This is a genomic window from Klebsiella sp. 28, from assembly GCF_018223905.1.
Classification (GTDB): domain Bacteria; phylum Pseudomonadota; class Gammaproteobacteria; order Enterobacterales; family Enterobacteriaceae; genus Klebsiella; species Klebsiella pneumoniae.
Genome location: NZ_JAGRQY010000018.1, coordinates 16,160 through 39,366, shown reverse-complemented (window position 1 = coordinate 39,366; position 23,207 = coordinate 16,160). Strand labels below are relative to the sequence as shown.

Sequence of the window (23,207 nt, the reverse complement as noted above, 5' to 3'; positions counted from 1 at the left end):
CACCATGGACAACCTAAATCTTAACAAACATATTTCCGGCCAGTTCAACGCTGAACTGGAGTATATCCGCACCCAGGTGATGACCATGGGTGGGCTGGTGGAACAGCAGCTCTCTGATGCCATCACCGCCATGCATAACCAGGACAGCGATCTGGCGAAACGCGTCATCGACGGCGACAAGCAGGTCAACATGATGGAAGTGGCTATCGATGAAGCGTGCGTACGCATCATCGCCAAGCGCCAGCCGACCGCCAGCGACCTGCGCCTGGTGATGGCGATCATCAAGACTATCGCTGAGCTGGAACGCATTGGCGACGTGGCGGATAAAATCTGCCGCACCGCGCTGGAGAAGTTTTCCCAGCAGCACCAGCCGCTGCTGGTGAGCCTCGAATCGCTGGGCCGCCACACGGTGCAGATGCTGCATGACGTACTGGATGCGTTTGCGCGTATGGATCTCGACGAAGCGGTACGTATCTATCGCGAAGATAAGAAAGTCGACCAGGAGTATGAAGGCATCGTGCGTCAGCTGATGACCTACATGATGGAAGACTCGCGCACTATCCCCAGCGTCCTGACCGCGCTGTTCTGCGCGCGCTCCATCGAGCGTATCGGCGACCGCTGCCAGAATATCTGCGAATATATTTTCTACTTCGTCAAAGGTCAGGATTTCCGTCACGTTGGCGGCGATGAGCTGGATAAACTGCTCGCTGGCAAAGATCCGAAAGAGTAATAATCATTCTGTCTAATTCTGGTAAATGGATTTATCAGAATTAGATATGTTTTACCCCGCGGCAGCGAGATTGCTGAGATTATCGTCACAATTAACAATCTGCCCGTTTGAGTTATTCATTTTATCGCGTAACAATCAGCTGCCACTCACTGAGTTTTAACGCTCAGGATGGTTTAAACGGATTGTGACTGCGACAGCAGGCAAAACCTGATATTGCTCCTGGGGTCGATATCAGGTTTTTTGTTTTATGCGGGCCAATAATGGCTGAATGAGGGTTGCTACCGCGATGCGCGGGCAAAACCTGAAGAGGATTATCTGCTAAGGCAGATGGTCTTCTTCAGGTTTTTTTGTTTTTGTCTAACCGCAAAAATAACAGCCGCCGCGACGTCAAATGGTATGGATACGGCTATTAGCACCGGCACGGAATAGGGTTGTTGTCGTGTTTTATTTACGCCAATGATTATATAAGGGAATATTATGATGAGAAAAAACAGGATCGCTTCGGCGATAGTCTTGCTGGCGCCACTTTGTTATTCAACTAATCTGCTAGCGAGCCAGTTGACGGTGGAACAACGGCTTGAGCTGCTGGAAAAAGCGCTCAAAGACACGCAAAAAGAGCTCAAAAAATATCAGGACCAGGAAAGAAAAAGAGACCAGATTTGGGCCTCATGGTCTCCTCCTGCGGAAGGTCAGAAGCGCAAGACCGGGGGGGCGACCGCCGGGCCGAAAACGGCGGTTAAACCGGATGCGGTGCTGGTTAAAAATCAACAACCTGTCACCGATGGCGCGCCAGCCTACAGCGCGATGACGCTGAAAGACTTTAGCAAGTTCGTGAAAGATGAAATTGGCTTTAGCTATAACGGCTACTTCCGTTCCGGCTGGGGGACCGCCTCGCACGGCTCGCCAAAATCATGGGCGATCGGTTCGCTTGGCCGCCTGGGCAATGAATATTCCGGCTGGTTCGATCTGCAGCTGAAGCAGCGGGTGTTTCAGGAAGGCGATAAACGCGTCGACGCCATCGTGATGCTCGACGGGAACGTCGGCCAGCAGTATTCCACTGGCTGGTTTGGTGACAATGCCGGCGGCGAAAACTACATTCAATTCTCGGATATGTATGTTAACACCAAAGGGTTCCTGCCGTTTGCGCCGGAAGCCGATTTCTGGGTCGGCAAACACGGGGCGCCAAAAATTGAAATCCAGATGCTGGACTGGAAAACGCAGAGAACCGATGCGGCGGCCGGCGTAGGGCTGGAAAACTGGCAGGTGGGCGCCGGGAAATTCGATATCGCGTTGATTCGCGAAGATGTCGATGATTATGACCGTTCTTTAAGCAATAAGCAGCAAATTAACACCAACACCCTGGACGTTCGCTACAAAGAGATTCCGCTGTGGGATAAAGCCAGCCTGATGGTTAGCGGACGCTATGTCGCCGCCAACCAAAGTTCCTCTGAGAAATATAAAGAGGGCAATGAAGGTTATTATCCGTGGAAAGATACCTGGATGGCTGGTACCTCGTTAACGCAGAAATTTGCTAACGGCGGCTTTAACGAATTCTCTTTCTTACTGGCCAATAACTCTATTGCCAGCAGCTTCTCACGCTATGCCGGATCCAGCCCCTATACCACCTTTAATGGCCGCTATTATGGCGATCATACCAATGGCACCGCCGTGCGCTTAACCTCGCAGGGGGAAACCTATTTACGCGATGACGTTATTATGGCGAATGCCATCGTCTACTCTTTTGGTAACGACGTCTATAGCTACGAAACCGGGGTCCACTCCGATTTTGAATCTATCCGTACGGTTCTGCGACCGGCTTATATCTGGGATAAATATAACCAGACCGGCGTCGAGCTGGGGTACTTCAAACAGCAAAACAAAGATGTTACCGGCAAGAAATATAACGAGTCCGGCTACAAGACCACGCTGTTCCATACCTTCAAAGTCAATACCAGTATGCTGACCTCGCGCCCAGAAATTCGTTTCTATGCCACCTATATTAAAGCGAAGGATATTGACCTGGATAAGGCCGCGAATAATACCACCAGCATTTTTGAAGACGGGAAGAACGATCAGTTTGCCGTGGGGGCGCAGGCGGAAATCTGGTGGTAAGACGATAACTGAACGGACACAACGAAAGAGGAACAACGATGAAACGACATGCAATTTATTTCGCCCTGGCGCTGGCGGGCGCGGCGTTTACCCTCCAGGCGGCGCCATTACCCGCGATGCCGGACCCAAGCCTGCCGGTGAGCCACTTTATCACCCAGGTTAACGCGGATAAGAGTATCACGTACCGCTTGTTTGCCCCTGATGCCCGGCGGGTCTCGATAGTGACTGGCGCCACGCCGGACTCCTTTGTCTCGCACGACATGACCAAAGCAGCGGACGGAGTCTGGACATGGAAAAGCGAGCCGATGAAGCCCAATCTCTATGAATACTATTTCGATGTGGATGGCTTCCGCTCGGTAGATACCGGCAGCCGCTATCAGAAGCCGCAGCGCCAGGTGAACACCAGTTTGATTCTGGTGCCGGGCAGTATTCTTGACGATCGGGAGGTTGCGCATGGCGATCTGCGCACCCTCACCTATCACTCGAAGGCTCTGAACGCCGAACGTCGTCTCTATGTCTGGACGCCGCCGGGCTATAGCGGAACCGGCGATCCGCTGCCGGTGCTCTATTTCTATCATGGCTTTGGCGACAGCGGCCTGTCGGCCATCGATCAGGGGCGGATCCCGCAAATCATGGATAACCTGCTGGCGGAGGGCAAGATTAAGCCGATGCTGGTGGTGGTCCCGGATACCGAAACCGATATCCCGGAAGCGGTCGCGGAAAACTTCCCGCCGCAGGAGCGGCGCAAAACCTTCTATCCACTTAATGCGCAGGCGGCGGATAAAGAGCTCATGCAGGATATTATTCCGCTGATCGATGCCCGATTTAACGTGCGTAAAGATGCCGACGGTCGGGCGCTGGCGGGCCTCTCGCAGGGCGGTTATCAGGCGCTGGTTTCCGGAATGAATCATCTGGAGAGCTTTGGCTGGCTCGCCACCTTTAGCGGTGTTACGACTACCACGGTGCCGAATGCCGGCGTGGAAGCGCAGCTGAAGCAGCCTGACGCGATCAATAAGCAGCTACGTAACTTTACCGTGGTCGTCGGGGAAAAAGATTCTGTGACCGGTAAAGACATTGCTGGTCTGAAAAGCGAGCTGGAAAAACAGCAGATTAAATTTGATTACCACCAGTATCCCGGCCTGAACCATGAAATGGACGTCTGGCGCCCGGCCTACGCCGAGTTTGTGCAAAAACTGTTTAAATAACCTTTAGGGGGCCTTCAGCCCCCGTTTTGTGCTTGTGAAGGACGACAAGATGAAAATGATTGTGACCGAAGATTATGAAGAGATGAGCCTGGTCGCCAGCCATCATGTTCTGGGCTATATCACGGCGCCGCGGCGGGTGAATCTGGCGGTGACGGCGGGGAGCACGCCAAAGCGGATGTATGAGCATTTGACCGCCGCCGTGAAAGGCAAAGCATTCTATGATCGGGTGCACTATTACAACTTCGATGAGATCCCTTTTCGCGGCCAGTCGCGAGAAGGCGTCACGATATCTAATTTGCGCCAGCTGTTTTTTACCCCGGCGCAGATCAAAGAAGAGAACATTCACAAGCTGACGCTGGACAACGCCGCTCAGCACGATCGCCAGCTGGAAGAGGCTGGCGGTCTGGATCTGATGGTGTTGGGGCTGGGGGCCGACGGCCATTTTTGCGGCAACCTGCCGAATACCACCCGCTTTCATGATCAGACGGTCGAAGTGCCGATTCATGGGGAAATGATTGCTCTTATCGCTAACAGCGAGATGGGCGGGGATATCTCGGCAGTACCAGACAGCTATGTCACCATGGGGCCGAGAAGCGTGATGGCGGCGAAAAATTTATTGCTAATTGTCAGCGGTGCGGCAAAAGCGCACGCGTTAAAGCAAGTGGTGGAAGGTCCGGTCAGCGTGCAGGTGCCGGCTTCAGTGCTCAAATTGCACCCTTCACTGGTGATTATTGCCGATAAAGCGGCGGCGGCGGAATTGCAGCAATAAAAAGCCGCTAGTTCTATTCCCCGCTTACGCAGACGCATAGCGGGGGGGCATCGATGCCAACGTGCCGCTCACCAGGCCCTTAACGCGTGATATCCCAGCCGCGCGCCTGCCACAATGCCGGCAGCTCTGCCAGATCGGTAAAGGTCGTCACTTTGGGATGATCGATCGGCTGGTTGTGCGGATCGGCGCAGAAATAAAACACTTCCATGCCGGCGGCAATCCCCGACTGAGCGCCGGCGCTGGAGTCATCCACCAGAATACAGTTTTCGGCTTTTACCTGCATGGCCTCTGCCGCATGAAACATCAGCGCCGGGTCGGGCTTCCAGCGCTGAATATCGTAGCCGCTGTACAAGCGGTCAGTGAAATGGCGCAGCAGGCCGGTGCGTCCGAGCGAGTGCTGCATCTTACTGACCGGGCCATTGGAAACCACGCACATCGGGACGCTTACCGCATCCAGCAGCGCCTGGGCTCCGGGAATCACCTCCAGCTCGCTATCGAACAGGCGAGCGACCTCCGCCCGGTAAATCGGCTCCAGGGTGGCCTTTTGCAGATTAACGCCATACTCAGCGTTGATGGTGTCGATAATTTCGTACAGCTTCACACCTTTGAAGCGCTTAAAAATCTCGGCGAGGTCCAGCGTAATGCCGAATTCCTGAAACATGTGAACGTAGGCGCGGGAGCAAATCACCTCGCTGTCGACCAGCGTGCCGTCACAGTCAAAAAATACTGCTTCTGGTTGAGTCATAGCCTTTCCATATTAACAAGTTTAACGTTTTCGTAATGCTCAATGCCGCGACGCAATCGTTGCCGTATAAGCAAAATAAATGAAAAAAATTACCATACAACCGCGCCTGGTGCCGTAATTTGGTATAGGATAGCCTCGAATTTTCCCTCCTTACGTTCGGAAACCGATAATGAGTCAACAACAAACCAGCCAGTCTTCTGGCCAGGGTCTGCTGGAGCGCGTATTTAAGCTGCGCGAGCACGGCACCACGGTGCGCACCGAAGCCATCGCCGGTTTCACCACGTTCCTGACGATGGTGTATATCGTTTTTGTTAACCCACAAATTCTTGGCGTAGCGGGCATGGATACCAGCGCCGTGTTTGTGACCACCTGTCTGATTGCCGCTTTCGGCAGTATCCTGATGGGTCTGTTCGCGAACCTGCCGGTCGCCCTGGCGCCGGCGATGGGCCTGAACGCCTTTTTCGCCTTTGTGGTGGTGCAGGCGATGGGGCTGCCGTGGCAGGTGGGCATGGGCGCCATCTTCTGGGGCGCCGTGGGCCTGCTGCTGCTGACCATCTTCCGCGTACGTTACTGGATGATCGCCAATATTCCGCTTAGCCTGCGTGTAGGTATCACCAGCGGTATCGGCCTGTTTATCGGCATGATGGGCCTGAAAAACGCCGGGGTGATTGTCGCCAATCCGGAAACGCTGGTCAGCATTGGTCATTTGACTTCCCACAGCGTACTGCTGGGCGTGCTGGGCTTCTTTATCATCGCGATTCTGGCGTCGCGCAACATTCACGCCGCGGTACTGGTCTCTATCGTTGTGACCACCCTGCTGGGCTGGATGCTGGGCGACGTGCATTACACCGGGATCGTCTCGGCGCCGCCGAGCGTGGCTTCGGTGATTGGTCAGGTCGATCTGGCGGGCTCCCTGAACCTGGGCCTGGCCGGCGTGATCTTCTCCTTTATGCTGGTCAACCTGTTTGACTCCTCCGGGACGCTGATTGGCGTGACGGATAAAGCGGGTCTCGCGGATGCCAACGGTAAATTCCCGCGCATGAAGCAAGCGCTGTTTGTCGATAGCGTCTCGTCGGTGGCGGGCTCCTTCATCGGTACCTCGTCGGTGACGGCCTATATCGAATCTTCTTCCGGCGTTTCCGTGGGCGGGCGTACCGGCCTGACCGCCGTTGTCGTTGGTATCCTGTTCCTGCTGGTTATTTTCCTCTCTCCGCTGGCGGGGATGGTTCCTGGCTATGCCGCCGCGGGCGCGCTGATATACGTTGGCGTGCTGATGACCTCCAGCCTCGCGCGCGTGAAGTGGAGCGACCTGACCGAGGCGGTGCCTGCGTTCATCACCGCAGTGATGATGCCGTTTAGCTTCTCGATCACCGAAGGTATCGCCCTGGGCTTTATCTCTTACTGCGTGATGAAGATCGGTACCGGCCGGCTGCGCGAGCTCAGCCCGTGTGTGATTATCGTTTCGCTGCTGTTCGTGCTGAAAATTGTCTTTATCGATGCACATTAATCCGCACGCATGATGAAAAAGCCCGGCATCGCTGCCGGGCTTTTTTTATGCTTTAACCCGCCGAATATAGTCGCCGAAAGCGGTCAGTTGGCCGCGCAGATGGTCGAGGGTGCTTTGATCGACCACTTCACCCGCCTGCGGATCCACTTTGTTCTGGATGACGCCGCCCATAAATTCCGGTTTATTCATTACCATCGCATCAAGGAAGACCAGAATCTGCCGCAGATGATACTGGCAGCGCGCACCGCCGATGGCGCCCATTGAGCTGGTCTGAATCAGTACCGGTTTGCCGGACAGCGGCTGCTCGGGCAGGCGTGACAGCCAGTCGATGGCGTTTTTCAGGCCGCCAGGCACGGAATAGTTATATTCTGGAGTGACTATCACTACCCCATCCGCCTCGCGGATCTGTTGCGCAATCTCCTGCACGCGCTGCGGAAAACCTTCTTCCTCCTGCATATCAGCATCGTACAGCGGGATATCACCGATCGACGGCAGCGCGGAGATATCCATGCCCGCTGGCGCGATGCCGGGCAGGGTGCGCGCGACCATTCCATTAAACGACCCTTTACGCAGGCTGCCGAGTAACGTAACCACTTTCAAGGTATCTGACATGATTGCTCCTTTGGATCATGATGCCGGCAAGACCGGTCAATTGAGGGATAAGGTTTTTTCCATGGGTAAGCTGGTAAAGCGCATCAGGCGGGCTGACGGTTCGCGTGCGCGCTGCTGCGCATCTGCCAGGCTGCGCCAGTCACCTCCCTTAGCATCATATTCCCAGACCTTCAGCGAGCCGATGTTCGGGGTAGCGGCAATGGACCATACCAGCAGCGATTCGGCGTCACATACCGCTTCGATTGGCTGACTGCCGGCGGTGCGCAGGCGGCCAGAGCCGGGCAGCAGCTGCAGCTGCGTTGATGCTTCGCCGGTCAGCTTTAGCACGCTGCGGCGCAGCGCTACCAGCTGGCTGCGCGCTTCGTCCGGGTCATGCTGTATGTTAATCCACAGATTCTCATTGTTGCTGAAATTGTGCCGGTCGGCGTCGTGGCTGCGGACAGTGCGCTGCAGTTCCATGTCGAGGCCACAATCCCCCTCGGTGGTGAGGGCAACACCAACGATATTGCCAGTATAAGCGATCGAAAAGCGGGGCAGTTGGCGATCGCTAAAAACCGGTCGGCCATTCGCTTCGTTGATGATTTCAGGCAGCTCGCTGATGCCGTAAAGCATAAACAGCAGCTCGGCAAGCAGCGAGCGCGACGCGCAAAAGCGAGCCTGGCGATATGTCGGGAGAAGACGTGCGGATTGATGACAGGCCGCTGACAAACGTGTCGATAGCGGCTCCCCGGTACTGAGTATCCCTCTTGCAAAATGCGTTGCCATACGTCGCTCCGTGAGTAATGGTCTGGATAAAACTGCGGGCGCTATTATCGCCTGGTATTAACAGGTTTTAATGCCGAAATCCCCCATTGAAAAGGGAATTTGTTTGAATATTACAAATTCTTGCGCAAATAAGGTGCTATGGGCACGAAACAAGGCTTAAAGCGTACCGGAATAGAGCGCTTTCAGCGTATCTCTAAGCCAGACAAGCTTCGGGTTGTAGCTGTTGCGCTTATGCCATAGCAGGGTGAAGGGAACGCGCAGCTTTTCCAGATGCTGCGCCTCCAGGGGGAGCGGCCGGGAGACGAGCGGCAGCTGGTGCTGCTGATTATAGTGCTGACAGTAGCGCGGCGCGGTGGCCAGCATGGTGTGCTGCGGCTGAGCGGCCATAAAAAGTGATTGCTCAAACCCCGGCACGGTCAGCGCCACGTTACGCTTATACCCCAGCTCCTGCAGCACGTCGTCCAGGGCCCAGGTATCGCGTTGTTCCCAGCAGATAGTGATATGCGGATAGCGTAAGAATGCCGCCAGATCCCACTCTTCCCTGAGCGCCGGATGATCGGCGCGCAGCCAGACCTGCGGCAGGTCGGTGAACAGCACCTCAAAATCGATATACCACGGCAGCAGGCTCAGCAGCTCACGCGACTGCGGATGGCTTTCGCGTCCGCAGAAGCCGATATCCACCTCACCGCGGATGATGGCGTCCAGGGAGTCGTAGTCCCAGTTGCGCAAACGAATCAATGCCTGCGGATAGCGCTGATAGATGCGCTGAGAGAGGGTGTTAAACAGGATCATCAGCAGCGGCGTTTCCGCCGCCAGTTCGAATTTGAGGCCGCTGGGCATGGTATGGTGCGGTTTATCGAGGATTTGGTTGCCCATCTGCATCCAGTCCGCCAGATCCTGCTCCATGCTGCTGACCAGCGGCGTGGGCGCCAGGCCCAGCGGGGTTTTCACAAACAGCGGATCGTCAAACCAGGCGCGCAGTTTGGCCAGCGACTTGCTCACCGCTGACGGCGAAACGTTCATCCGCTTCGCCGTACGGGTAACGCTGAGCTCCTGGGTCAGGAGCTGCAGGCAGAGGAGTAAATTAAGATCAAGACTCGACAGCGGCTTCTTCATCGTATTGCGCAACCCGCGGCGGGGTGACGACCAGTAACAAAACAAGGCTCACTATGCTACAGGCAATGAGTATCCCGATCAGCATATTCATTGCGCTGAGTCCGATGATGGCGGCGAGCCAAATCCACAGCGATGAACCGCACACCTGCGCGATGCCGAGGACCGAGCTGGCGACGCCCGCGCGCAGCGTGAACGGCCCCAGCGCCTGGCTCATCGCGACGCCGAACCCAACGGAGAAGCCGGCGCAAATCATGCCCAGCCCGATCAGGGTGACGGCCTGGCGAGTCGCGAGGCTCAGCGTCACGCCTGCCGCCAGAAACAGCACCTGTGAGGTCAGCATTAAGGTGCGGGGATTAAACAGCGACAGGGCGAACGGCGTTGAGAAGGAGACCGCCATGCTGATCATCGCCATCAGAGCCATCGCCATTGAGTAAGTTCCCCGGTCGAACCCCATCTCTTCCATCATTAGTACCGGCGAGACGTTAACGTAGGTCAGGATCACCGTCACGCTGAGGGTGGTAATGAGTAAGCGGCTGAGGAAAAAGCGGTTCAACAGCGATTCGCCAGCGTCATGCTGCGGTGACGCTGCCTGCGGAGGCGCCGTCGGCCGCGTTTCACGCAGGATAAAGACCGACAGCACAGCGATCATGACGCCCATGCCGGTCATCGTGTAGAACAGGCTCTGCCACGGATATTTCAGCATAATCAGGTGGCCAAGCACCGGCGCCAGGACGGGGATAATGCAGGTGATGCCGTTGAGCAACGACAGCACCTTGGCGCGGCGACGGTCGTCCAGCGTATCGCGCAGGATAGCGAAAGCCACCACGTAGCAGCTGCCGGCGCCGATCCCCTGGATAAAGCGTCCGATGAGGAAGTGGCTGCTGGTATGCGCCTGGGCGCAGAGCAGGGAGGCGATAACAAAGATCGCTGCACCTACAATAGCGACAGGCTTACGCCCCGAGCGGTCGGCGATGCGGCCAGCAAACAGCATCGCGGAGGCCATACCGGCCAGATAGACCGAGAAGGCGATATGTAATTGCGCCTCGCTGGCCCCCAGGTCCTGAGCAATACGCGGCAGGCCGACCAGATACATATCGATGCCGGAGGGGTAGAGCAGAACCAGGGCAAAGCTGCAGAGAAGAAAGCGTGTCATGGGATCCTCGCGATGTGAATGGCGTTCAGCATAGTGAGGAACGCGCCGCAAGACGAGTTGCCATTTGGACAACGCTCTTTTCCTGGCAGGAAATGCGAGCTAACGACTGCGGGTTCGCCAGACGCGGGCCATCCCCTCGCTCTCCGGGCGAACGCTTTCGAAGCCGAACTTCGCGTACAGTTCCGGCACATCCGCCACCAGCGTAACGTAGGCGCCATCAAAGGCGTTAGCGTCCAGCCAGGCGACCAGCTTCTCCATCACCAGCCGGCCAAGGCCTTTTCCCTGGTGAGCCGGATCGACGGCGACGTCGACAATATCGAAATTAATCGCGCCGTCGCCGACGATGCGTCCCATCGCGATCGGCGTCTCCTGCCAGAGGATATGTACGCCATAACAGCTATGCGGCAGTCCGGCTCTGGCGCCTTCCAGGGGGCGCGGCGACATGCCGGCGGCTACCCGCAGGTGGCAAAACGCTTCGGCGGAGGGCACCTTCTCGATCACGGTATATTCAACGGTCATGTTTTAGTCTCGCGGCAGAGGGGGAGATAAAAGTAGAGAACGTTGCGCCGCAAAGGGCAAGAAAAAACCCGCATTAACGCGGCGTTAATACGGGTTAGTGAACGTTCACGGACGAGGGGGGACTAAAACTTACTTGCCGATGCAGAAGCTGGAGAAGATGCGGCCCAGCAGATCGTCGGAAGTGAACTCCCCGGTGATCTCGCTCAGCGCCTGCTGCGCGAGGCGCAGCTCTTCCGCCAGCAGCTCGCCGGCCCAGGCGCCCAGCAGCTGGGCTTTGCCTTGCTGCAGATGGTTCGCCGCCTCTTCCAGGGCCTGCAGGTGACGGCGGCGGGCGAGGAAGCCGCCTTCCATATTGGTATCGAAGCCCATGCTCTGCTTGAGGTGGTTACGTAGCACCTCCACGCCGTCGCCGGTACGTGCCGACAGGCGAATAAGTGAGTGGCCATTTACTTCGCTGATACCGAGCGCTTCGCCGGTGACATCGGCTTTATTGCGCACCACGGTAATCGGCAATTTAGCGGGCAGGCGCTCGATAAAGTCTGGCCAGATCTCCGCCGGGTCAACGGCGCTGGTGGTGGTGCCATCGACCATAAACAGCACCCGATCGGCCTGGGCAATCTCCTGCCAGGCGCGCTCGATGCCGATACGTTCCACTTCGTCATTAGCATCGCGCAGGCCTGCGGTATCGATGATATGCAGCGGCATGCCGTCGATATGGATATGCTCGCGTAGCACGTCGCGGGTGGTACCGGCGATATCGGTGACGATCGCCGCTTCGCGGCCCGCCAGGGCGTTCAGCAGGCTTGATTTACCGGCATTTGGCCGCCCGGCGATCACCACTTTCATCCCTTCGCGCAGCAGGCTGCCCTGACGAGCTTCCGCGCGGACGGCGTCGAGATCGGCCATCACCTCGTTCAGCTGGGCTTCAATTTTGCCATCGGAGAGGAAATCAATTTCTTCATCCGGGAAGTCAATGGCCGCTTCCACGTAGATGCGCAGGTGAGTGAGCGCTTCCACAAGATGATTCACCCGCGCGGAGAACGCCCCCTGCAGCGAATTCAGCGCCGAGCGCGCCGCCTGCTCTGAACTGGCGTCGATAAGGTCGGCGATGGCCTCTGCCTGCGCCAGATCGAGCTTGTCGTTGAGGAACGCGCGCTCGGAAAACTCACCCGGCCTGGCGATGCGCAGGCCCGGCAGGGTCAGAATACGTTTAAGCAGCAGGTCGAGAATGACCGGGCCGCCGTGGCCCTGCAGCTCAAGCACATCTTCCCCGGTAAAGGAGTTCGGCCCGGGGAACCACAGCGCAATCCCCTGATCCAGCGGGGTACCGTCAACGTCGTTGAACGGCAGGTAGTCGGCATAGCGCGGCTTCGGCAGCTTGCCCAGCACCGCCTGCGCGACGTCGCGCGCCTTAAGGCCGGAGATACGCAGGATGCCCACACCCCCGCGTCCCGGAGGGGTTGCCTGGGCGACGATAGTGTCGTTATGGCTCATGGTGACTCTCTATGTAGATGTAAAAAAGGCGGTCCATTGACCGCCTTCTCTGGCATTAACGCTACCGTAGATACTCGAAATAATTCAAGTTGCAGAAAGGCGGCAAGTTAGTGAGGCCCCAGGAGCTTACTGTAGTAAGTGACTGGGGCGAACTAATGAAGCCAACGCATCTGCGGCTTGAAGAATGAAGAGTATCAGGATTTCTTCTTCTCGCGGCTATGCAGGCCACGTTTCTCCAGACCACGGTAAATCAGCTGCTGCTGAATAATGGTGACCAGGTTGCTGACGATGTAGTACACCACCAGGCCAGACGGGAACCACAGGAAGAACACCGTGAAGATGACCGGCATAAAGGTCATGATCTTCTGCTGCATCGGGTCGGTCACGGTGGTCGGCGACATCTTCTGGATGAAGAACATGGTCGCGCCCATGATGATCGGCAGGATGTAGTACGGGTCCTGAGCAGACAGGTCGTGGATCCACAGGATAAACGGCGCATGACGCAGTTCAACCGAGGCGCTCAGCATGTAATACAGCGCAAGGAAGATCGGCATCTGAATAATCAGCGGGAAGCAGCCGCCCAGCGGGTTTACTTTTTCCGCTTTATACAGCGCCATCATCTCCTGGCTTTGACGCTGTTTATCGTCGCCCAGACGCTCACGCATGGCCTGAATCTTCGGCTGCAGCATGCGCATCTTCGCCATGGAGGTGTACTGCGCTTTGGTCAGCGGGTACATGATGCCACGAACGATAAAGGTGATAACGATGATCGAGAAGCCCCAGTTGCCGAGGAAGCTGTGGATGAATTTCAGCAGCTTGAACAGCGGTTGGGAGATGAACCACAGCCAGCCGTAGTCGACGGTCAGATCCAGGTGCGGCGCAACGGCAGCCATTTTGTCCTGAATAGCCGGGCCGACCCACAGCGTGCTCTGCAGTTTGTCGGTCTGGCCTGGCTGCACCAGTACCGGCTGCGATTTGTAGCCAATAGCGACAACGCCGTTGCCGAGGTTGGCGGTGTAGAAGTTATTCGTCCCGTTATTCCGCGGCACCCATGCGGTGGTGAAGTACTGCTGCAGCATGGCAACCCAACCGTTTTTGGTGCTGACGTTCAGGTTTTCGTTATCCAGAATGGTATCGAATTTATATTTTTCGTATTTCGAATCCGCAGTGGAGAACGCGGCGCCACGGAAAGTATGCATCGTGGACAGGCCACCGGTCTGCGTATCGCGACTGGTCGGCAGCGCAGCGGTCTGCTTCAGCTGACCGAAGGTCGAGACTTCCAGAGGCTTCTCGCTGGCATTCTGCACGCTGTAACCCACGTTCACCGCATAGCCACCGCGCTTCAGGGTGAAGGTTTTGGTGAAGACGTTGCCGGCTTTGTCAGTGTAGGTCAGCGGGATAACGAGCTCATCCTGGCCATCGGCCAACACAAACGCCTCTTTATCGACGTTGTACAGCGGACGCGGGCCGTTTGCCGGGTTATCCGGACCGTCACGGCCGGTTAAGCCGCTCTGCGCCTGGTAGACAAACTGCGGCGTGGTTTCCAGTAACTGGAACGGTTCGGTCGATTTCAGCGTTTTTGGATACGCCAGAAGCAGCGCCTGCTCAATATCGCCACCGTTGGTGTTGATAGTCAGCTCAAGCACGTCGGTTTTAACCGTAATCAGTTTCCCCTGGCCACTGGCCGGTACGCCCTGGTCGGCGGCGCTACCCGCTGCTGTGGTCGTAGTCTGCGTGGTCTGCTGCTGGGGCTGCGGATTTTTGTCCTGCTCCCAGGCTTGCCAGATCATGAAAGACACGAACAACAAAGCGATGATAAGAAGATTGCGTTGCGAATCCATCGTTAGTGTTCTCTGGTATCAAATGGTCCAGGCGGGACGGGATCGTCACCACCAGGGTGTAAAGGGTGGCATTTTAATACGCGTTTCATCGTCAACCAACTGCCTTTTATCACTCCAAACCTGCGTAAGGCCTCAATTCCGTATTGAGAACAGGTTGGGGTGAAACGACAATGCGGCCCGAGTAGCGGACTAATCAGGCGCTGATAAACTCGAATCAGGCCGATCAGGACCCGCGAGCCAGGCGACAATGGCGGCGCCATAATTTTTCCAACGCTTCCGAGAGAGCACGGTTATCGAGGTCGGCAACCCCTCTTTTCGCCACCACCACGAAATCCATTGGCGGGAGTTCATGTTGACGCAAACGAAAACTTTCACGCGTCAGACGTTTAATCCGATTGCGTTCATGTGCGCGTTTCACGTTTTTCTTGGCGACGGTGAGACCGATGCGGGGATGCCCCAGCGAATTCAGGCGGCCGAGGATGGTGATTTGCGGCGTGCCAGCCCGTTGTGGCTGCTGGAAGACGAAAGTGAAATGACTGGGAGTTAACAAGCGTAACTCCCTGGGAAATGCGAGCTTAACCACGCAGGGTTAGCTTTATTACTTGGAAACGGTCAGACGAGCGCGGCCTTTAGCACGACGACGTGCCAGAACCTGACGACCATTTTTAGTAGCCATACGAGCACGGAAGCCGTGAGAACGGTTGCGCTTCAGTACAGACGGTTGAAAAGTGCGTTTCATGGCGATTTCTACCTAAACTTGAATAAATTCACTGACTTTTGCGTAGACCCGAACGAACTTCGAACGACTTACGCCTCAGCGTGGGTGATTAAAGAGGCCGGATTGTAATAATTGTACACTCCGGAGTCAATTCTCTTTCCTTATTTCTCGCACCTCGTTGCACAAAAAATAAGCTGAGACGCGTGACGAAAACGGGCATTACGCGCCGGGTGGGGGATTATACGGCCTGGCCAGTAAAGCGCAAGGATCCGCAAGGATCTTTATTAGATCGTTTCCGCCCAAAAGCGGCATAGCTCATTAATTTTTCCAATATGCGGCGGAAATCGTGCTTCACTCCCCGCAGGATCGATTACACTTACCCGGTTTCGATCCTTCCTGTGGATAAATCGGGAAGAATCTGTTGAGAAACACAAGATCTCTTTCTCAGTTTAGGCTATGATCCCCGGTCCCGATCGCGATCCCCGGATCCGCAGCGGGTAATAACCGCAGATAGCGGTTCGCACGTCACCCCTTTTGTGCAGGGGCTTTTCGGCTAATGCAGGGTCTTGTCGACGTGTGCCAACAATCACGATTGTTTCAGTTTTTCTTTGATATCGATTTTATGTTCGAGTGGAGTCCGCCGTGTCACTTTCGCTTTGGCAGCAGTGTCTTGCCCGATTGCAGGATGAGTTACCAGCCACAGAATTCAGCATGTGGATCCGCCCATTGCAGGCGGAACTGAGCGATAACACGCTGGCACTGTATGCGCCAAACCGTTTTGTGCTCGACTGGGTAAGGGACAAATACCTCAATAATATCAATGGACTCCTCAATGATTTTTGCGGTGCGGACGCCCCGCAGCTGCGTTTTGAGGTGGGCGCTAAGCCCGCCAGCTCGCTGCAGAAAGGGGCGGTAAGCCCGGCTGCGGCGGCCATTCCGGCGGCGCAGGTGCAGACCGCGCGCGCGGCGCCGACGATCGTGCGCCCTGGCTGGGATAATGTCCCGGCGCCGGCGGAGCCGACCTACCGCTCTAACGTTAACGTGAAACACACGTTTGATAACTTCGTCGAAGGTAAATCTAACCAGCTGGCCCGCGCGGCGGCGCGTCAGGTGGCGGATAACCCGGGCGGCGCCTACAACCCCCTGTTCCTCTATGGCGGGACGGGTCTGGGTAAAACTCACCTGCTGCACGCGGTGGGCAACGGCATTGTGGCGCGTAAGCCGAACGCGAAAGTGGTCTATATGCACTCCGAGCGTTTCGTTCAGGACATGGTTAAAGCGCTGCAGAACAACGCCATCGAAGAGTTTAAGCGTTACTACCGCTCCGTTGACGCCCTGCTGATCGATGACATTCAGTTCTTTGCCAATAAAGAACGATCCCAGGAAGAGTTTTTCCACACCTTCAATGCGCTGCTGGAAGGTAATCAGCAGATCATCCTGACGTCGGATCGTTATCCAAAAGAGATCAACGGCGTTGAGGATCGTCTAAAATCCCGCTTCGGCTGGGGGCTGACGGTGGCGATCGAGCCGCCGGAGCTGGAAACCCGCGTCGCGATCCTGATGAAAAAAGCCGACGAGAACGACATCCGCCTGCCGGGCGAAGTGGCGTTCTTTATTGCCAAGCGTCTGCGCTCGAACGTGCGTGAGCTGGAGGGGGCGCTGAATCGCGTTATCGCCAACGCCAACTTCACCGGCCGGGCGATCACCATCGATTTCGTGCGCGAAGCGCTGCGCGATCTGCTGGCGCTGCAGGAAAAACTGGTCACCATCGACAATATTCAAAAGACGGTGGCGGAGTACTACAAGATTAAGGTAGCGGATCTGCTGTCCAAACGCCGCTCCCGTTCGGTGGCGCGTCCTCGCCAGATGGCGATGGCGCTGGCCAAAGAGCTGACCAACCACAGCCTGCCGGAAATCGGCGATGCGTTTGGCGGCCGAGACCATACCACCGTGCTGCACGCCTGCCGCAAGATTGAGCAGCTGCGTGAAGAAAGCCACGACATTAAAGAAGATTTTTCCAATTTAATCAGAACATTATCCTCGTGACGCTATGAAATTTACCGTAGAACGTGAACATTTATTAAAACCGCTGCAACAGGTGAGCGGTCCGTTAGGTGGTCGTCCGACGCTGCCCATTCTCGGTAACCTGCTGCTTCAGGTCGCGGACGGCGCGCTGTCGCTGACCGGTACCGATCTTGAAATGGAGATGGTGGCGCGCGTGGCGCTGGTTCAGCCGCACGAAGCGGGCGCAACGACCGTTCCGGCACGGAAATTCTTTGATATCTGCCGCGGCCTGCCGGAAGGCGCGGAGATCGCGGTTCAGTTGGAAGGCGATCGCATGCTGGTGCGTTCCGGCCGCAGCCGCTTCTCGCTGTCGACCCTGCCCGCCGCCGATTTCCCGAATCTGGATGACTGGCAGAGTGAAGTGGAGTTTACCCTGCCGCAGGCGACCATGAAGCGTCTGATCGAAGCCACCCAGTTCTCGATGGCGCACCAGGATGTTCGTTACTACTTAAACGGCATGCTGTTTGAAACCGAAGGCAGCGAACTGCGCACGGTGGCCACCGATGGTCACCGCCTGGCGGTCTGTTCGATGCCGCTGGAAGCGTCGCTGCCGAACCATTCGGTGATCGTGCCGCGTAAAGGGGTGATTGAGCTGATGCGGATGCTCGACGGCGGCGATACCCCGCTGCGCGTGCAGATTGGCAGCAACAATATCCGCGCCCACGTTGGCGATTTTATCTTCACCTCTAAGCTGGTTGATGGCCGTTTCCCGGATTATCGCCGCGTATTGCCGAAAAATCCGGATAAACACCTCGAAGCGGGCTGCGATATTCTGAAGCAGGCTTTTGCGCGCGCGGCGATTCTCTCCAACGAAAAATTCCGCGGCGTGCGGCTGTACGTTAGCGAAAACCAGCTGAAAATCACCGCCAATAACCCGGAACAGGAAGAAGCGGAAGAGATTCTGGATGTGACCTACGCCGGAACGGAGATGGAGATTGGCTTCAACGTTAGCTATGTGCTGGATGTGCTGAATGCGCTGAAGTGCGAGAATGTACGCATTCTGCTGACGGATTCGGTGTCGAGCGTGCAGATTGAGGATGCGGCTTCCCAATCCGCAGCCTACGTTGTCATGCCTATGCGATTGTAGAATCTGCAAAGGGGCTGGTTTACTTGCCATTTCGCCTTCCGGCAGTGCTCGACAAAACGCTATGCGTTTTGGACGTCTGTAAGACGGTCCGAAGGACGAGCGGAGCGAGCAAATGCTCACGTACTTCGTGTACGCTCCGCTTTCTGCGCGCTGGCGGTAGACGAACTGGCTGCGACACCCACGCCCCTTGAATGATGACGAGCTGATATGTCGCTATCCCGACTTCTAATCAAAGATTTCCGCAATATTGAACATGCGGATCTCGCTTTATCTCCCGGCTTTAACTTCCTGGTTGGCGCGAACGGCAGCGGCAAAACCAGCGTGCTGGAAGCTATCTATACGCTTGGCCACGGCCGGGCATTTCGCAGTTTGCAAATTGGCCGAGTGATCCGCCACGAGCAGGATGCGTTTGTTCTGCATGGCCGTCTGCAGGGCGAAGAGCGGGAAACCGCCATCGGCCTGACCAAAGACAAACAGGGCGACAGCAAGGTGCGTATCGACGGCACCGACGGCCACAAAGTAGCGGAGCTGGCGCACCTGATGCCGATGCAGCTGATTACGCCGGAGGGGTTTACTTTACTCAACGGCGGCCCCAAATACAGAAGAGCATTCCTTGACTGGGGATGCTTTCATAACGAAGCCGGATTCTTCACCGCCTGGAGCAACCTGAAGCGCCTGGTCAAGCAGCGCAACGCCGCGCTGCGTCAGGTCAGCCGCTATGCCCAGCTGCGGCCTTGGGATCTGGAATTAATCCCGCTGGCGGAGCAGATCAGCCGCTGGCGTGCCGAATACAGCGCCGCTATCGTCGAAGACATGGCGGATACCTGTCAGCAATTTTTACCGGAATTCACGCTCACCTTCTCTTTCCAGCGCGGCTGGGAAAAAGAGACCGACTACGCGGAGGTGTTGGAGCGGAATTTCGAGCGCGACAGAATGTTAACCTACACCGCCCACGGCCCGCATAAAGCGGATTTTCGCATTCGCGCCGACGGGGCGCCGGTGGAAGATACCTTGTCGCGCGGGCAGCTTAAGCTGCTGATGTGCGCCCTGCGTCTGGCGCAAGGAGAGTTCCTCACCCGCGTCAGCGGGCGGCGCTGCCTGTACCTGATAGATGATTTTGCCTCGGAACTTGATGATGCCCGCCGCGGTCTGTTATCCAGCCGCCTGAAAGCGACGCAGTCGCAGGTTTTCGTCAGCGCGATCAGCGCTGAACACGTTATGGACATGTCGGACAAAAATTCGAAGATGTTCCGCGTGGAAAAAGGTAAAATAACGGATTAACCCAAGATTAAATGAGCGAGAAACGTTGATGTCGAATTCTTATGACTCCTCCAGTATCAAAGTCCTGAAAGGGCTGGATGCGGTGCGTAAGCGCCCGGGTATGTATATCGGCGACACGGATGACGGCACCGGTCTGCACCACATGGTATTCGAGGTTGTGGATAACGCTATCGACGAAGCGCTCGCGGGTTACTGCAAAGATATCGTTGTCACCATCCACAGCGATAACTCCGTCTCCGTCCAGGATGACGGCCGCGGCATCCCGACCGGCATTCACCCGGAAGAGGGCGTCTCCGCAGCGGAAGTTATCATGACCGTCCTGCACGCTGGCGGTAAATTCGATGATAACTCCTATAAAGTTTCCGGCGGTCTGCACGGCGTAGGCGTCTCGGTGGTTAACGCCCTGTCGCAGAAGCTGGAGCTGGTTATCCAGCGCGATAACAAAGTTCACAAGCAGATGTACGAACACGGTGTGCCGCAGGCACCGCTGGCCGTGACTGGCGAAACCGACAAAACCGGCACCATGGTGCGTTTCTGGCCAAGCCTGGAAACCTTCACCAATGTCACCGAATTTGAATATGACATCCTGGCGAAACGCCTGCGCGAGCTGTCGTTCCTGAACTCCGGCGTCTCTATCCGCCTGCGCGATAAGCGCGATGGCAAAGAAGACCATTTCCACTACGAAGGCGGCATCAAGGCGTTCGTTGAGTATCTCAACAAGAACAAAACGCCGATCCACCCGAATATTTTCTATTTCTCCACCGAAAAAGACGGTATCGGCGTGGAAGTGGCCCTGCAGTGGAACGACGGCTTCCAGGAAAACATCTACTGCTTTACCAACAACATTCCGCAGCGTGACGGCGGTACTCACCTCGCCGGCTTCCGCGCGGCGATGACCCGTACCCTTAACGCCTATATGGACAAAGAGGGCTACAGCAAAAAAGCGAAAGTCAGCGCCACCGGCGACGATGCGCGTGAAGGCCTGATTGCCGTGGTATCCGTGAAGGTGCCGGATCCGAAATTCTCCTCGCAGACCAAAGACAAGCTGGTCTCCTCCGAGGTGAAATCGGCGGTGGAGCAGCAGATGAACGAACTGCTGAGCGAATACCTGCTGGAAAACCCATCCGATGCGAAAATCGTGGTCGGCAAAATTATTGACGCCGCGCGCGCCCGTGAGGCCGCACGTCGCGCTCGTGAGATGACTCGTCGTAAAGGCGCGCTGGATCTGGCAGGCCTGCCGGGCAAACTGGCGGATTGCCAGGAGCGCGACCCGGCGCTGTCCGAACTGTACCTGGTGGAAGGGGACTCCGCGGGCGGCTCTGCTAAACAGGGTCGTAACCGCAAGAACCAGGCGATCCTGCCGCTGAAGGGTAAAATCCTTAACGTTGAGAAAGCCCGCTTCGATAAAATGCTCTCTTCCCAGGAAGTGGCGACGCTGATCACCGCGCTGGGCTGCGGTATCGGTCGCGATGAGTACAATCCGGATAAACTGCGCTACCACAGCATCATCATCATGACCGATGCGGACGTCGACGGCTCGCACATTCGTACCCTGCTGTTGACCTTCTTCTATCGTCAGATGCCGGAGATCGTTGAGCGCGGCCACGTCTACATTGCCCAGCCGCCGCTGTACAAAGTGAAGAAAGGCAAGCAGGAACAGTACATTAAAGACGACGAAGCGATGGTTCAGTATCAGATCTCCATCGCGCTCGACGGTGCGACCCTGCACACCAACGCCAATGCGCCGGCGCTGGCGGGCGAACCGCTGGAAAAACTGGTTGCCGAGTTCAATGCCACCCAGAAAATGATTGGCCGCATGGAGCGCCGCTTCCCGAAAGCGCTGCTGAAAGAGCTTATCTATCAGCCGACCCTGACCGAGGCCGACCTGGCGGACGAGCAGAAGGTGACCCGCTGGGTGAACACCCTGGTCTCCGAGCTGAACGAGAAAGAACAGCACGGCAGCCAGTGGAAATTCGATCTCCACGAGAACAAAGAACTGCAGCATTTTGAGCCGGTTATTCGCGTACGTACCCACGGCGTGGATACCGACTATCCGCTGGATAACGAGTTCATTATGGGGCCGGAATATCGTCGTATTTGTGCCCTGGGCGAGAAACTGCGCGGCCTGATGGAAGAAGATGCTTACATCGAGCGCGGCGAACGTCGTCAGCCGGTAGCCAGCTTCGAGCAGGCCCTGGACTGGCTGGTGAAAGAGTCCCGTCGCGGTCTCTCCATCCAGCGCTATAAAGGTCTGGGCGAGATGAACCCGGATCAGCTTTGGGAAACCACCATGGATCCGGACAGCCGTCGCATGCTGCGCGTGACCGTCAAGGATGCCATCGCTGCCGATCAGCTGTTCACCACCCTGATGGGCGATGCCGTTGAGCCGCGTCGCGCGTTTATCGAAGAGAATGCCCTGAAAGCGGCGAATATCGATATTTAAGCCGCATGTTTCCCGGTAACGAGTTTTACCGGGGCAACAGGATGTATAAGCCCGGTCGCATCGCGCGATCGGGCTTTTCTTTTGCCGCTAAAAGAGGAATCCGCTGCTGCGGTTCCATCCCCCTTTCTGGCCGACACTTTTACTGTTTTTTGAGCGGAATCGCGTTAGCATGAGGGGAGACTCATCTTACCCGGGGACCCTATGGCTATTAAACTGATTGCAATCGATATGGACGGCACGCTGCTGCTGCCCGACCATACCATCTCTCCAGCGGTGAAAGCCGCCATCGCCGCGGCGCGCGAGCGCGGTGTTAACGTGGTGCTGACCACCGGTCGCCCTTACGCTGGCGTCCACAGCTATCTGAAAGAGCTGCATATGGAGCAGCCGGGTGATTACTGCATTACCTACAATGGCGCGCTGGTGCAGAAGGCTGGTGACGGAAGCACCGTCGCGCAAACCGCGCTGAGCTATGACGACTATCGCTTCCTTGAGCAGCTCTCCCGCGAGGTCGGCTCCCACTTCCATGCGCTGGATCGCAATACGCTGTATACCGCGAACCGCGATATCAGCTACTACACCGTCCACGAATCCTATGTGGCAACCATTCCGCTGGTGTTCTGCGAAGCGGAGAAAATGGATCCTGAGATCCAGCTGCTGAAAGTGATGATGATTGATGAGCCGGCAATCCTCGACCAGGCCATCGCCCGTATTCCGGCGGAAGTGAAAGAGAAGTACACCGTGCTGAAAAGTGCGCCTTACTTCCTCGAAATACTGGATAAACGCGTCAATAAAGGCACTGGCGTGAAGTCGCTGGCCGATGCGCTGGGCATCAAGCCGGAAGAGATTATGGCGATTGGCGATCAGGAAAATGATATCGCGATGATTGAATTTGCCGGCGTCGGCGTGGCAATGGATAACGCCATTCCTGCGGTCAAAGAAGCGGCGAACTTCATTACCAAATCGAACCTTGAAGATGGCGTTGCCTTCGCCATTGAAAAATATGTTTTAGCGTAAACTTCTTTCCGGCCCGGCGTTCGCCGGGTCTG

At 56.5% G+C, this 23,207-nt stretch carries 21 protein-coding genes; 10 read left to right on the top strand and 11 right to left on the bottom strand.

All coding sequences use genetic code 11. From position 1 onward, the window contains the following. The first annotated feature begins 4 nt into the window (after positions 1–4). The 4 genes from phoU (at position 5) to KHQ28_RS03175 (ending at position 4,816) form a co-directional block, all read left to right on the top strand. Complete coding sequence (gene phoU, locus KHQ28_RS03190; protein WP_004145007.1) at positions 5–730, top strand: phosphate signaling complex protein PhoU; 726 nt, start codon at positions 5–7, stop codon at positions 728–730. Between the two features lie 477 nt (positions 731–1,207). Beyond that, the gene (locus KHQ28_RS03185; RefSeq protein ID WP_004173840.1) at positions 1,208–2,842 is read left to right on the top strand and encodes a carbohydrate porin; all 1,635 of its coding nucleotides are present in this window, start codon (positions 1,208–1,210) and stop codon (positions 2,840–2,842) included. A 38-nt stretch (positions 2,843–2,880) separates the two neighbouring features. Further along, positions 2,881–4,047 (top strand): alpha/beta hydrolase-fold protein, encoded by a 1,167-nt coding sequence (locus KHQ28_RS03180; protein WP_004145104.1) that lies wholly within the window; start codon positions 2,881–2,883, stop codon positions 4,045–4,047. Positions 4,048–4,096: 49 nt separating this feature from the next. After that, the gene (locus KHQ28_RS03175; protein ID WP_004901614.1) at positions 4,097–4,816 is read left to right on the top strand and encodes a glucosamine-6-phosphate deaminase; all 720 of its coding nucleotides are present in this window, start codon (positions 4,097–4,099) and stop codon (positions 4,814–4,816) included. A 79-nt stretch (positions 4,817–4,895) separates the two neighbouring features. Here KHQ28_RS03175 and yieH read toward each other — a convergent pair whose 3' ends face one another. After that, positions 4,896–5,561, bottom strand: a complete 666-nt coding sequence (gene yieH, locus KHQ28_RS03170) for a 6-phosphogluconate phosphatase (RefSeq protein WP_004145102.1) — start codon at positions 5,559–5,561, stop codon at positions 4,896–4,898. Between the two features lie 169 nt (positions 5,562–5,730). On the opposite strand from yieH, the gene KHQ28_RS03165 reads away from it, so the two are divergent. After that, positions 5,731–7,068 carry an NCS2 family permease gene (locus KHQ28_RS03165; RefSeq protein ID WP_004145100.1) on the top strand — a complete coding sequence of 446 codons (1,338 nt, stop codon included), beginning with the start codon at positions 5,731–5,733 and terminating at the stop codon, positions 7,066–7,068. 45 nt (positions 7,069–7,113) lie between these two features. Here KHQ28_RS03165 and KHQ28_RS03160 read toward each other — a convergent pair whose 3' ends face one another. From KHQ28_RS03160 to rpmH, 10 genes are all read right to left on the bottom strand, one after another. Next, complete coding sequence (locus KHQ28_RS03160; RefSeq protein WP_004151543.1) at positions 7,114–7,680, bottom strand: NADPH-dependent FMN reductase; 567 nt, start codon at positions 7,678–7,680, stop codon at positions 7,114–7,116. 36 nt (positions 7,681–7,716) lie between these two features. Next, positions 7,717–8,292 (bottom strand): 4'-phosphopantetheinyl transferase superfamily protein, encoded by a 576-nt coding sequence (locus KHQ28_RS03155; protein WP_004145098.1) that lies wholly within the window; start codon positions 8,290–8,292, stop codon positions 7,717–7,719. Positions 8,293–8,601: 309 nt separating this feature from the next. Beyond that, positions 8,602–9,561 (bottom strand): HTH-type transcriptional regulator YidZ, encoded by a 960-nt coding sequence (gene yidZ / locus KHQ28_RS03150; protein WP_004151541.1) that lies wholly within the window; start codon positions 9,559–9,561, stop codon positions 8,602–8,604. Continuing rightward, complete coding sequence (locus KHQ28_RS03145; protein WP_020805050.1) at positions 9,536–10,714, bottom strand: MFS transporter; 1,179 nt, start codon at positions 10,712–10,714, stop codon at positions 9,536–9,538. The genes yidZ and KHQ28_RS03145 overlap by 26 nt, the downstream gene beginning before the upstream one ends. 99 nt (positions 10,715–10,813) lie before the next feature. Then, complete coding sequence (locus KHQ28_RS03140) at positions 10,814–11,233, bottom strand: GNAT family N-acetyltransferase (protein WP_004151539.1); 420 nt, start codon at positions 11,231–11,233, stop codon at positions 10,814–10,816. Positions 11,234–11,362: 129 nt separating this feature from the next. After that, the gene (gene mnmE / locus KHQ28_RS03135; RefSeq protein WP_004186273.1) at positions 11,363–12,727 is read right to left on the bottom strand and encodes a tRNA uridine-5-carboxymethylaminomethyl(34) synthesis GTPase MnmE; all 1,365 of its coding nucleotides are present in this window, start codon (positions 12,725–12,727) and stop codon (positions 11,363–11,365) included. A 194-nt stretch (positions 12,728–12,921) separates the two neighbouring features. Continuing rightward, positions 12,922–14,568, bottom strand: coding sequence for a membrane protein insertase YidC (gene yidC / locus KHQ28_RS03130; RefSeq protein ID WP_004150295.1), 1,647 nt, complete (start codon positions 14,566–14,568; stop codon positions 12,922–12,924). A 2-nt stretch (positions 14,569–14,570) separates the two neighbouring features. Further along, the gene (gene yidD, locus KHQ28_RS03125; RefSeq protein ID WP_004151536.1) at positions 14,571–14,828 is read right to left on the bottom strand and encodes a membrane protein insertion efficiency factor YidD; all 258 of its coding nucleotides are present in this window, start codon (positions 14,826–14,828) and stop codon (positions 14,571–14,573) included. Then, positions 14,792–15,151: a ribonuclease P protein component gene (gene rnpA / locus KHQ28_RS03120; RefSeq protein ID WP_004151535.1), complete on the bottom strand. Its 360-nt coding sequence runs from the start codon at positions 15,149–15,151 to the stop codon at positions 14,792–14,794. Before rnpA ends, yidD begins: the two co-directional genes overlap by 37 nt. Positions 15,152–15,166: 15 nt before the next feature. Next, positions 15,167–15,307, bottom strand: coding sequence for a 50S ribosomal protein L34 (gene rpmH / locus KHQ28_RS03115; protein ID WP_000831330.1), 141 nt, complete (start codon positions 15,305–15,307; stop codon positions 15,167–15,169). A gap of 621 nt (positions 15,308–15,928) precedes the next feature. On the opposite strand from rpmH, the gene dnaA reads away from it, so the two are divergent. The 5 genes from dnaA (at position 15,929) to yidA (ending at position 23,175) form a co-directional block, all read left to right on the top strand. After that, positions 15,929–17,332: a chromosomal replication initiator protein DnaA gene (dnaA, locus tag KHQ28_RS03110; RefSeq protein WP_004151534.1), complete on the top strand. Its 1,404-nt coding sequence runs from the start codon at positions 15,929–15,931 to the stop codon at positions 17,330–17,332. A 4-nt stretch (positions 17,333–17,336) separates the two neighbouring features. After that, positions 17,337–18,437, top strand: a complete 1,101-nt coding sequence (dnaN, locus tag KHQ28_RS03105) for a DNA polymerase III subunit beta (RefSeq protein ID WP_004145090.1) — start codon at positions 17,337–17,339, stop codon at positions 18,435–18,437. A 207-nt stretch (positions 18,438–18,644) separates the two neighbouring features. Further along, positions 18,645–19,718, top strand: coding sequence for a DNA replication/repair protein RecF (gene recF / locus KHQ28_RS03100; RefSeq protein ID WP_004150293.1), 1,074 nt, complete (start codon positions 18,645–18,647; stop codon positions 19,716–19,718). 28 nt (positions 19,719–19,746) lie between these two features. Further along, a complete protein-coding gene (gene gyrB / locus KHQ28_RS03095; RefSeq protein WP_055314422.1) occupies positions 19,747–22,161 on the top strand; it encodes a DNA topoisomerase (ATP-hydrolyzing) subunit B in 2,415 nt (804 codons plus the stop codon). Positions 22,162–22,362: 201 nt separating this feature from the next. Continuing rightward, the gene (gene yidA, locus KHQ28_RS03090; protein ID WP_004151530.1) at positions 22,363–23,175 is read left to right on the top strand and encodes a sugar-phosphatase; all 813 of its coding nucleotides are present in this window, start codon (positions 22,363–22,365) and stop codon (positions 23,173–23,175) included. Positions 23,176–23,207 lie beyond the last annotated feature (32 nt).

What these genes read in the sequence shown, in the direction of transcription:
- phoU (WP_004145007.1), top strand. Translation starts at nt 5, where the DNA reads ATGGACAACCTAAATCTTAACAAACATATTTCCGGCCAGTTCAACGCT.
- KHQ28_RS03185 (WP_004173840.1), top strand. Translation starts at nt 1,208, where the DNA reads ATGATGAGAAAAAACAGGATCGCTTCGGCGATAGTCTTGCTGGCGCCA.
- KHQ28_RS03180 (WP_004145104.1), top strand. Translation starts at nt 2,881, where the DNA reads ATGAAACGACATGCAATTTATTTCGCCCTGGCGCTGGCGGGCGCGGCG.
- KHQ28_RS03175 (WP_004901614.1), top strand. Translation starts at nt 4,097, where the DNA reads ATGAAAATGATTGTGACCGAAGATTATGAAGAGATGAGCCTGGTCGCC.
- yieH (WP_004145102.1), bottom strand. Translation starts at nt 5,561, where the DNA reads ATGACTCAACCAGAAGCAGTATTTTTTGACTGTGACGGCACGCTGGTC.
- KHQ28_RS03165 (WP_004145100.1), top strand. Translation starts at nt 5,731, where the DNA reads ATGAGTCAACAACAAACCAGCCAGTCTTCTGGCCAGGGTCTGCTGGAG.
- KHQ28_RS03160 (WP_004151543.1), bottom strand. Translation starts at nt 7,680, where the DNA reads ATGTCAGATACCTTGAAAGTGGTTACGTTACTCGGCAGCCTGCGTAAA.
- KHQ28_RS03155 (WP_004145098.1), bottom strand. Translation starts at nt 8,292, where the DNA reads ATGCTTTACGGCATCAGCGAGCTGCCTGAAATCATCAACGAAGCGAAT.
- yidZ (WP_004151541.1), bottom strand. Translation starts at nt 9,561, where the DNA reads ATGAAGAAGCCGCTGTCGAGTCTTGATCTTAATTTACTCCTCTGCCTG.
- KHQ28_RS03145 (WP_020805050.1), bottom strand. Translation starts at nt 10,714, where the DNA reads ATGACACGCTTTCTTCTCTGCAGCTTTGCCCTGGTTCTGCTCTACCCC.
- KHQ28_RS03140 (WP_004151539.1), bottom strand. Translation starts at nt 11,233, where the DNA reads ATGACCGTTGAATATACCGTGATCGAGAAGGTGCCCTCCGCCGAAGCG.
- mnmE (WP_004186273.1), bottom strand. Translation starts at nt 12,727, where the DNA reads ATGAGCCATAACGACACTATCGTCGCCCAGGCAACCCCTCCGGGACGC.
- yidC (WP_004150295.1), bottom strand. Translation starts at nt 14,568, where the DNA reads ATGGATTCGCAACGCAATCTTCTTATCATCGCTTTGTTGTTCGTGTCT.
- yidD (WP_004151536.1), bottom strand. Translation starts at nt 14,828, where the DNA reads ATGGCGCCGCCATTGTCGCCTGGCTCGCGGGTCCTGATCGGCCTGATT.
- rpmH (WP_000831330.1), bottom strand. Translation starts at nt 15,307, where the DNA reads ATGAAACGCACTTTTCAACCGTCTGTACTGAAGCGCAACCGTTCTCAC.
- dnaN (WP_004145090.1), top strand. Translation starts at nt 17,337, where the DNA reads ATGAAATTTACCGTAGAACGTGAACATTTATTAAAACCGCTGCAACAG.
- recF (WP_004150293.1), top strand. Translation starts at nt 18,645, where the DNA reads ATGTCGCTATCCCGACTTCTAATCAAAGATTTCCGCAATATTGAACAT.
- gyrB (WP_055314422.1), top strand. Translation starts at nt 19,747, where the DNA reads ATGTCGAATTCTTATGACTCCTCCAGTATCAAAGTCCTGAAAGGGCTG.
- yidA (WP_004151530.1), top strand. Translation starts at nt 22,363, where the DNA reads ATGGCTATTAAACTGATTGCAATCGATATGGACGGCACGCTGCTGCTG.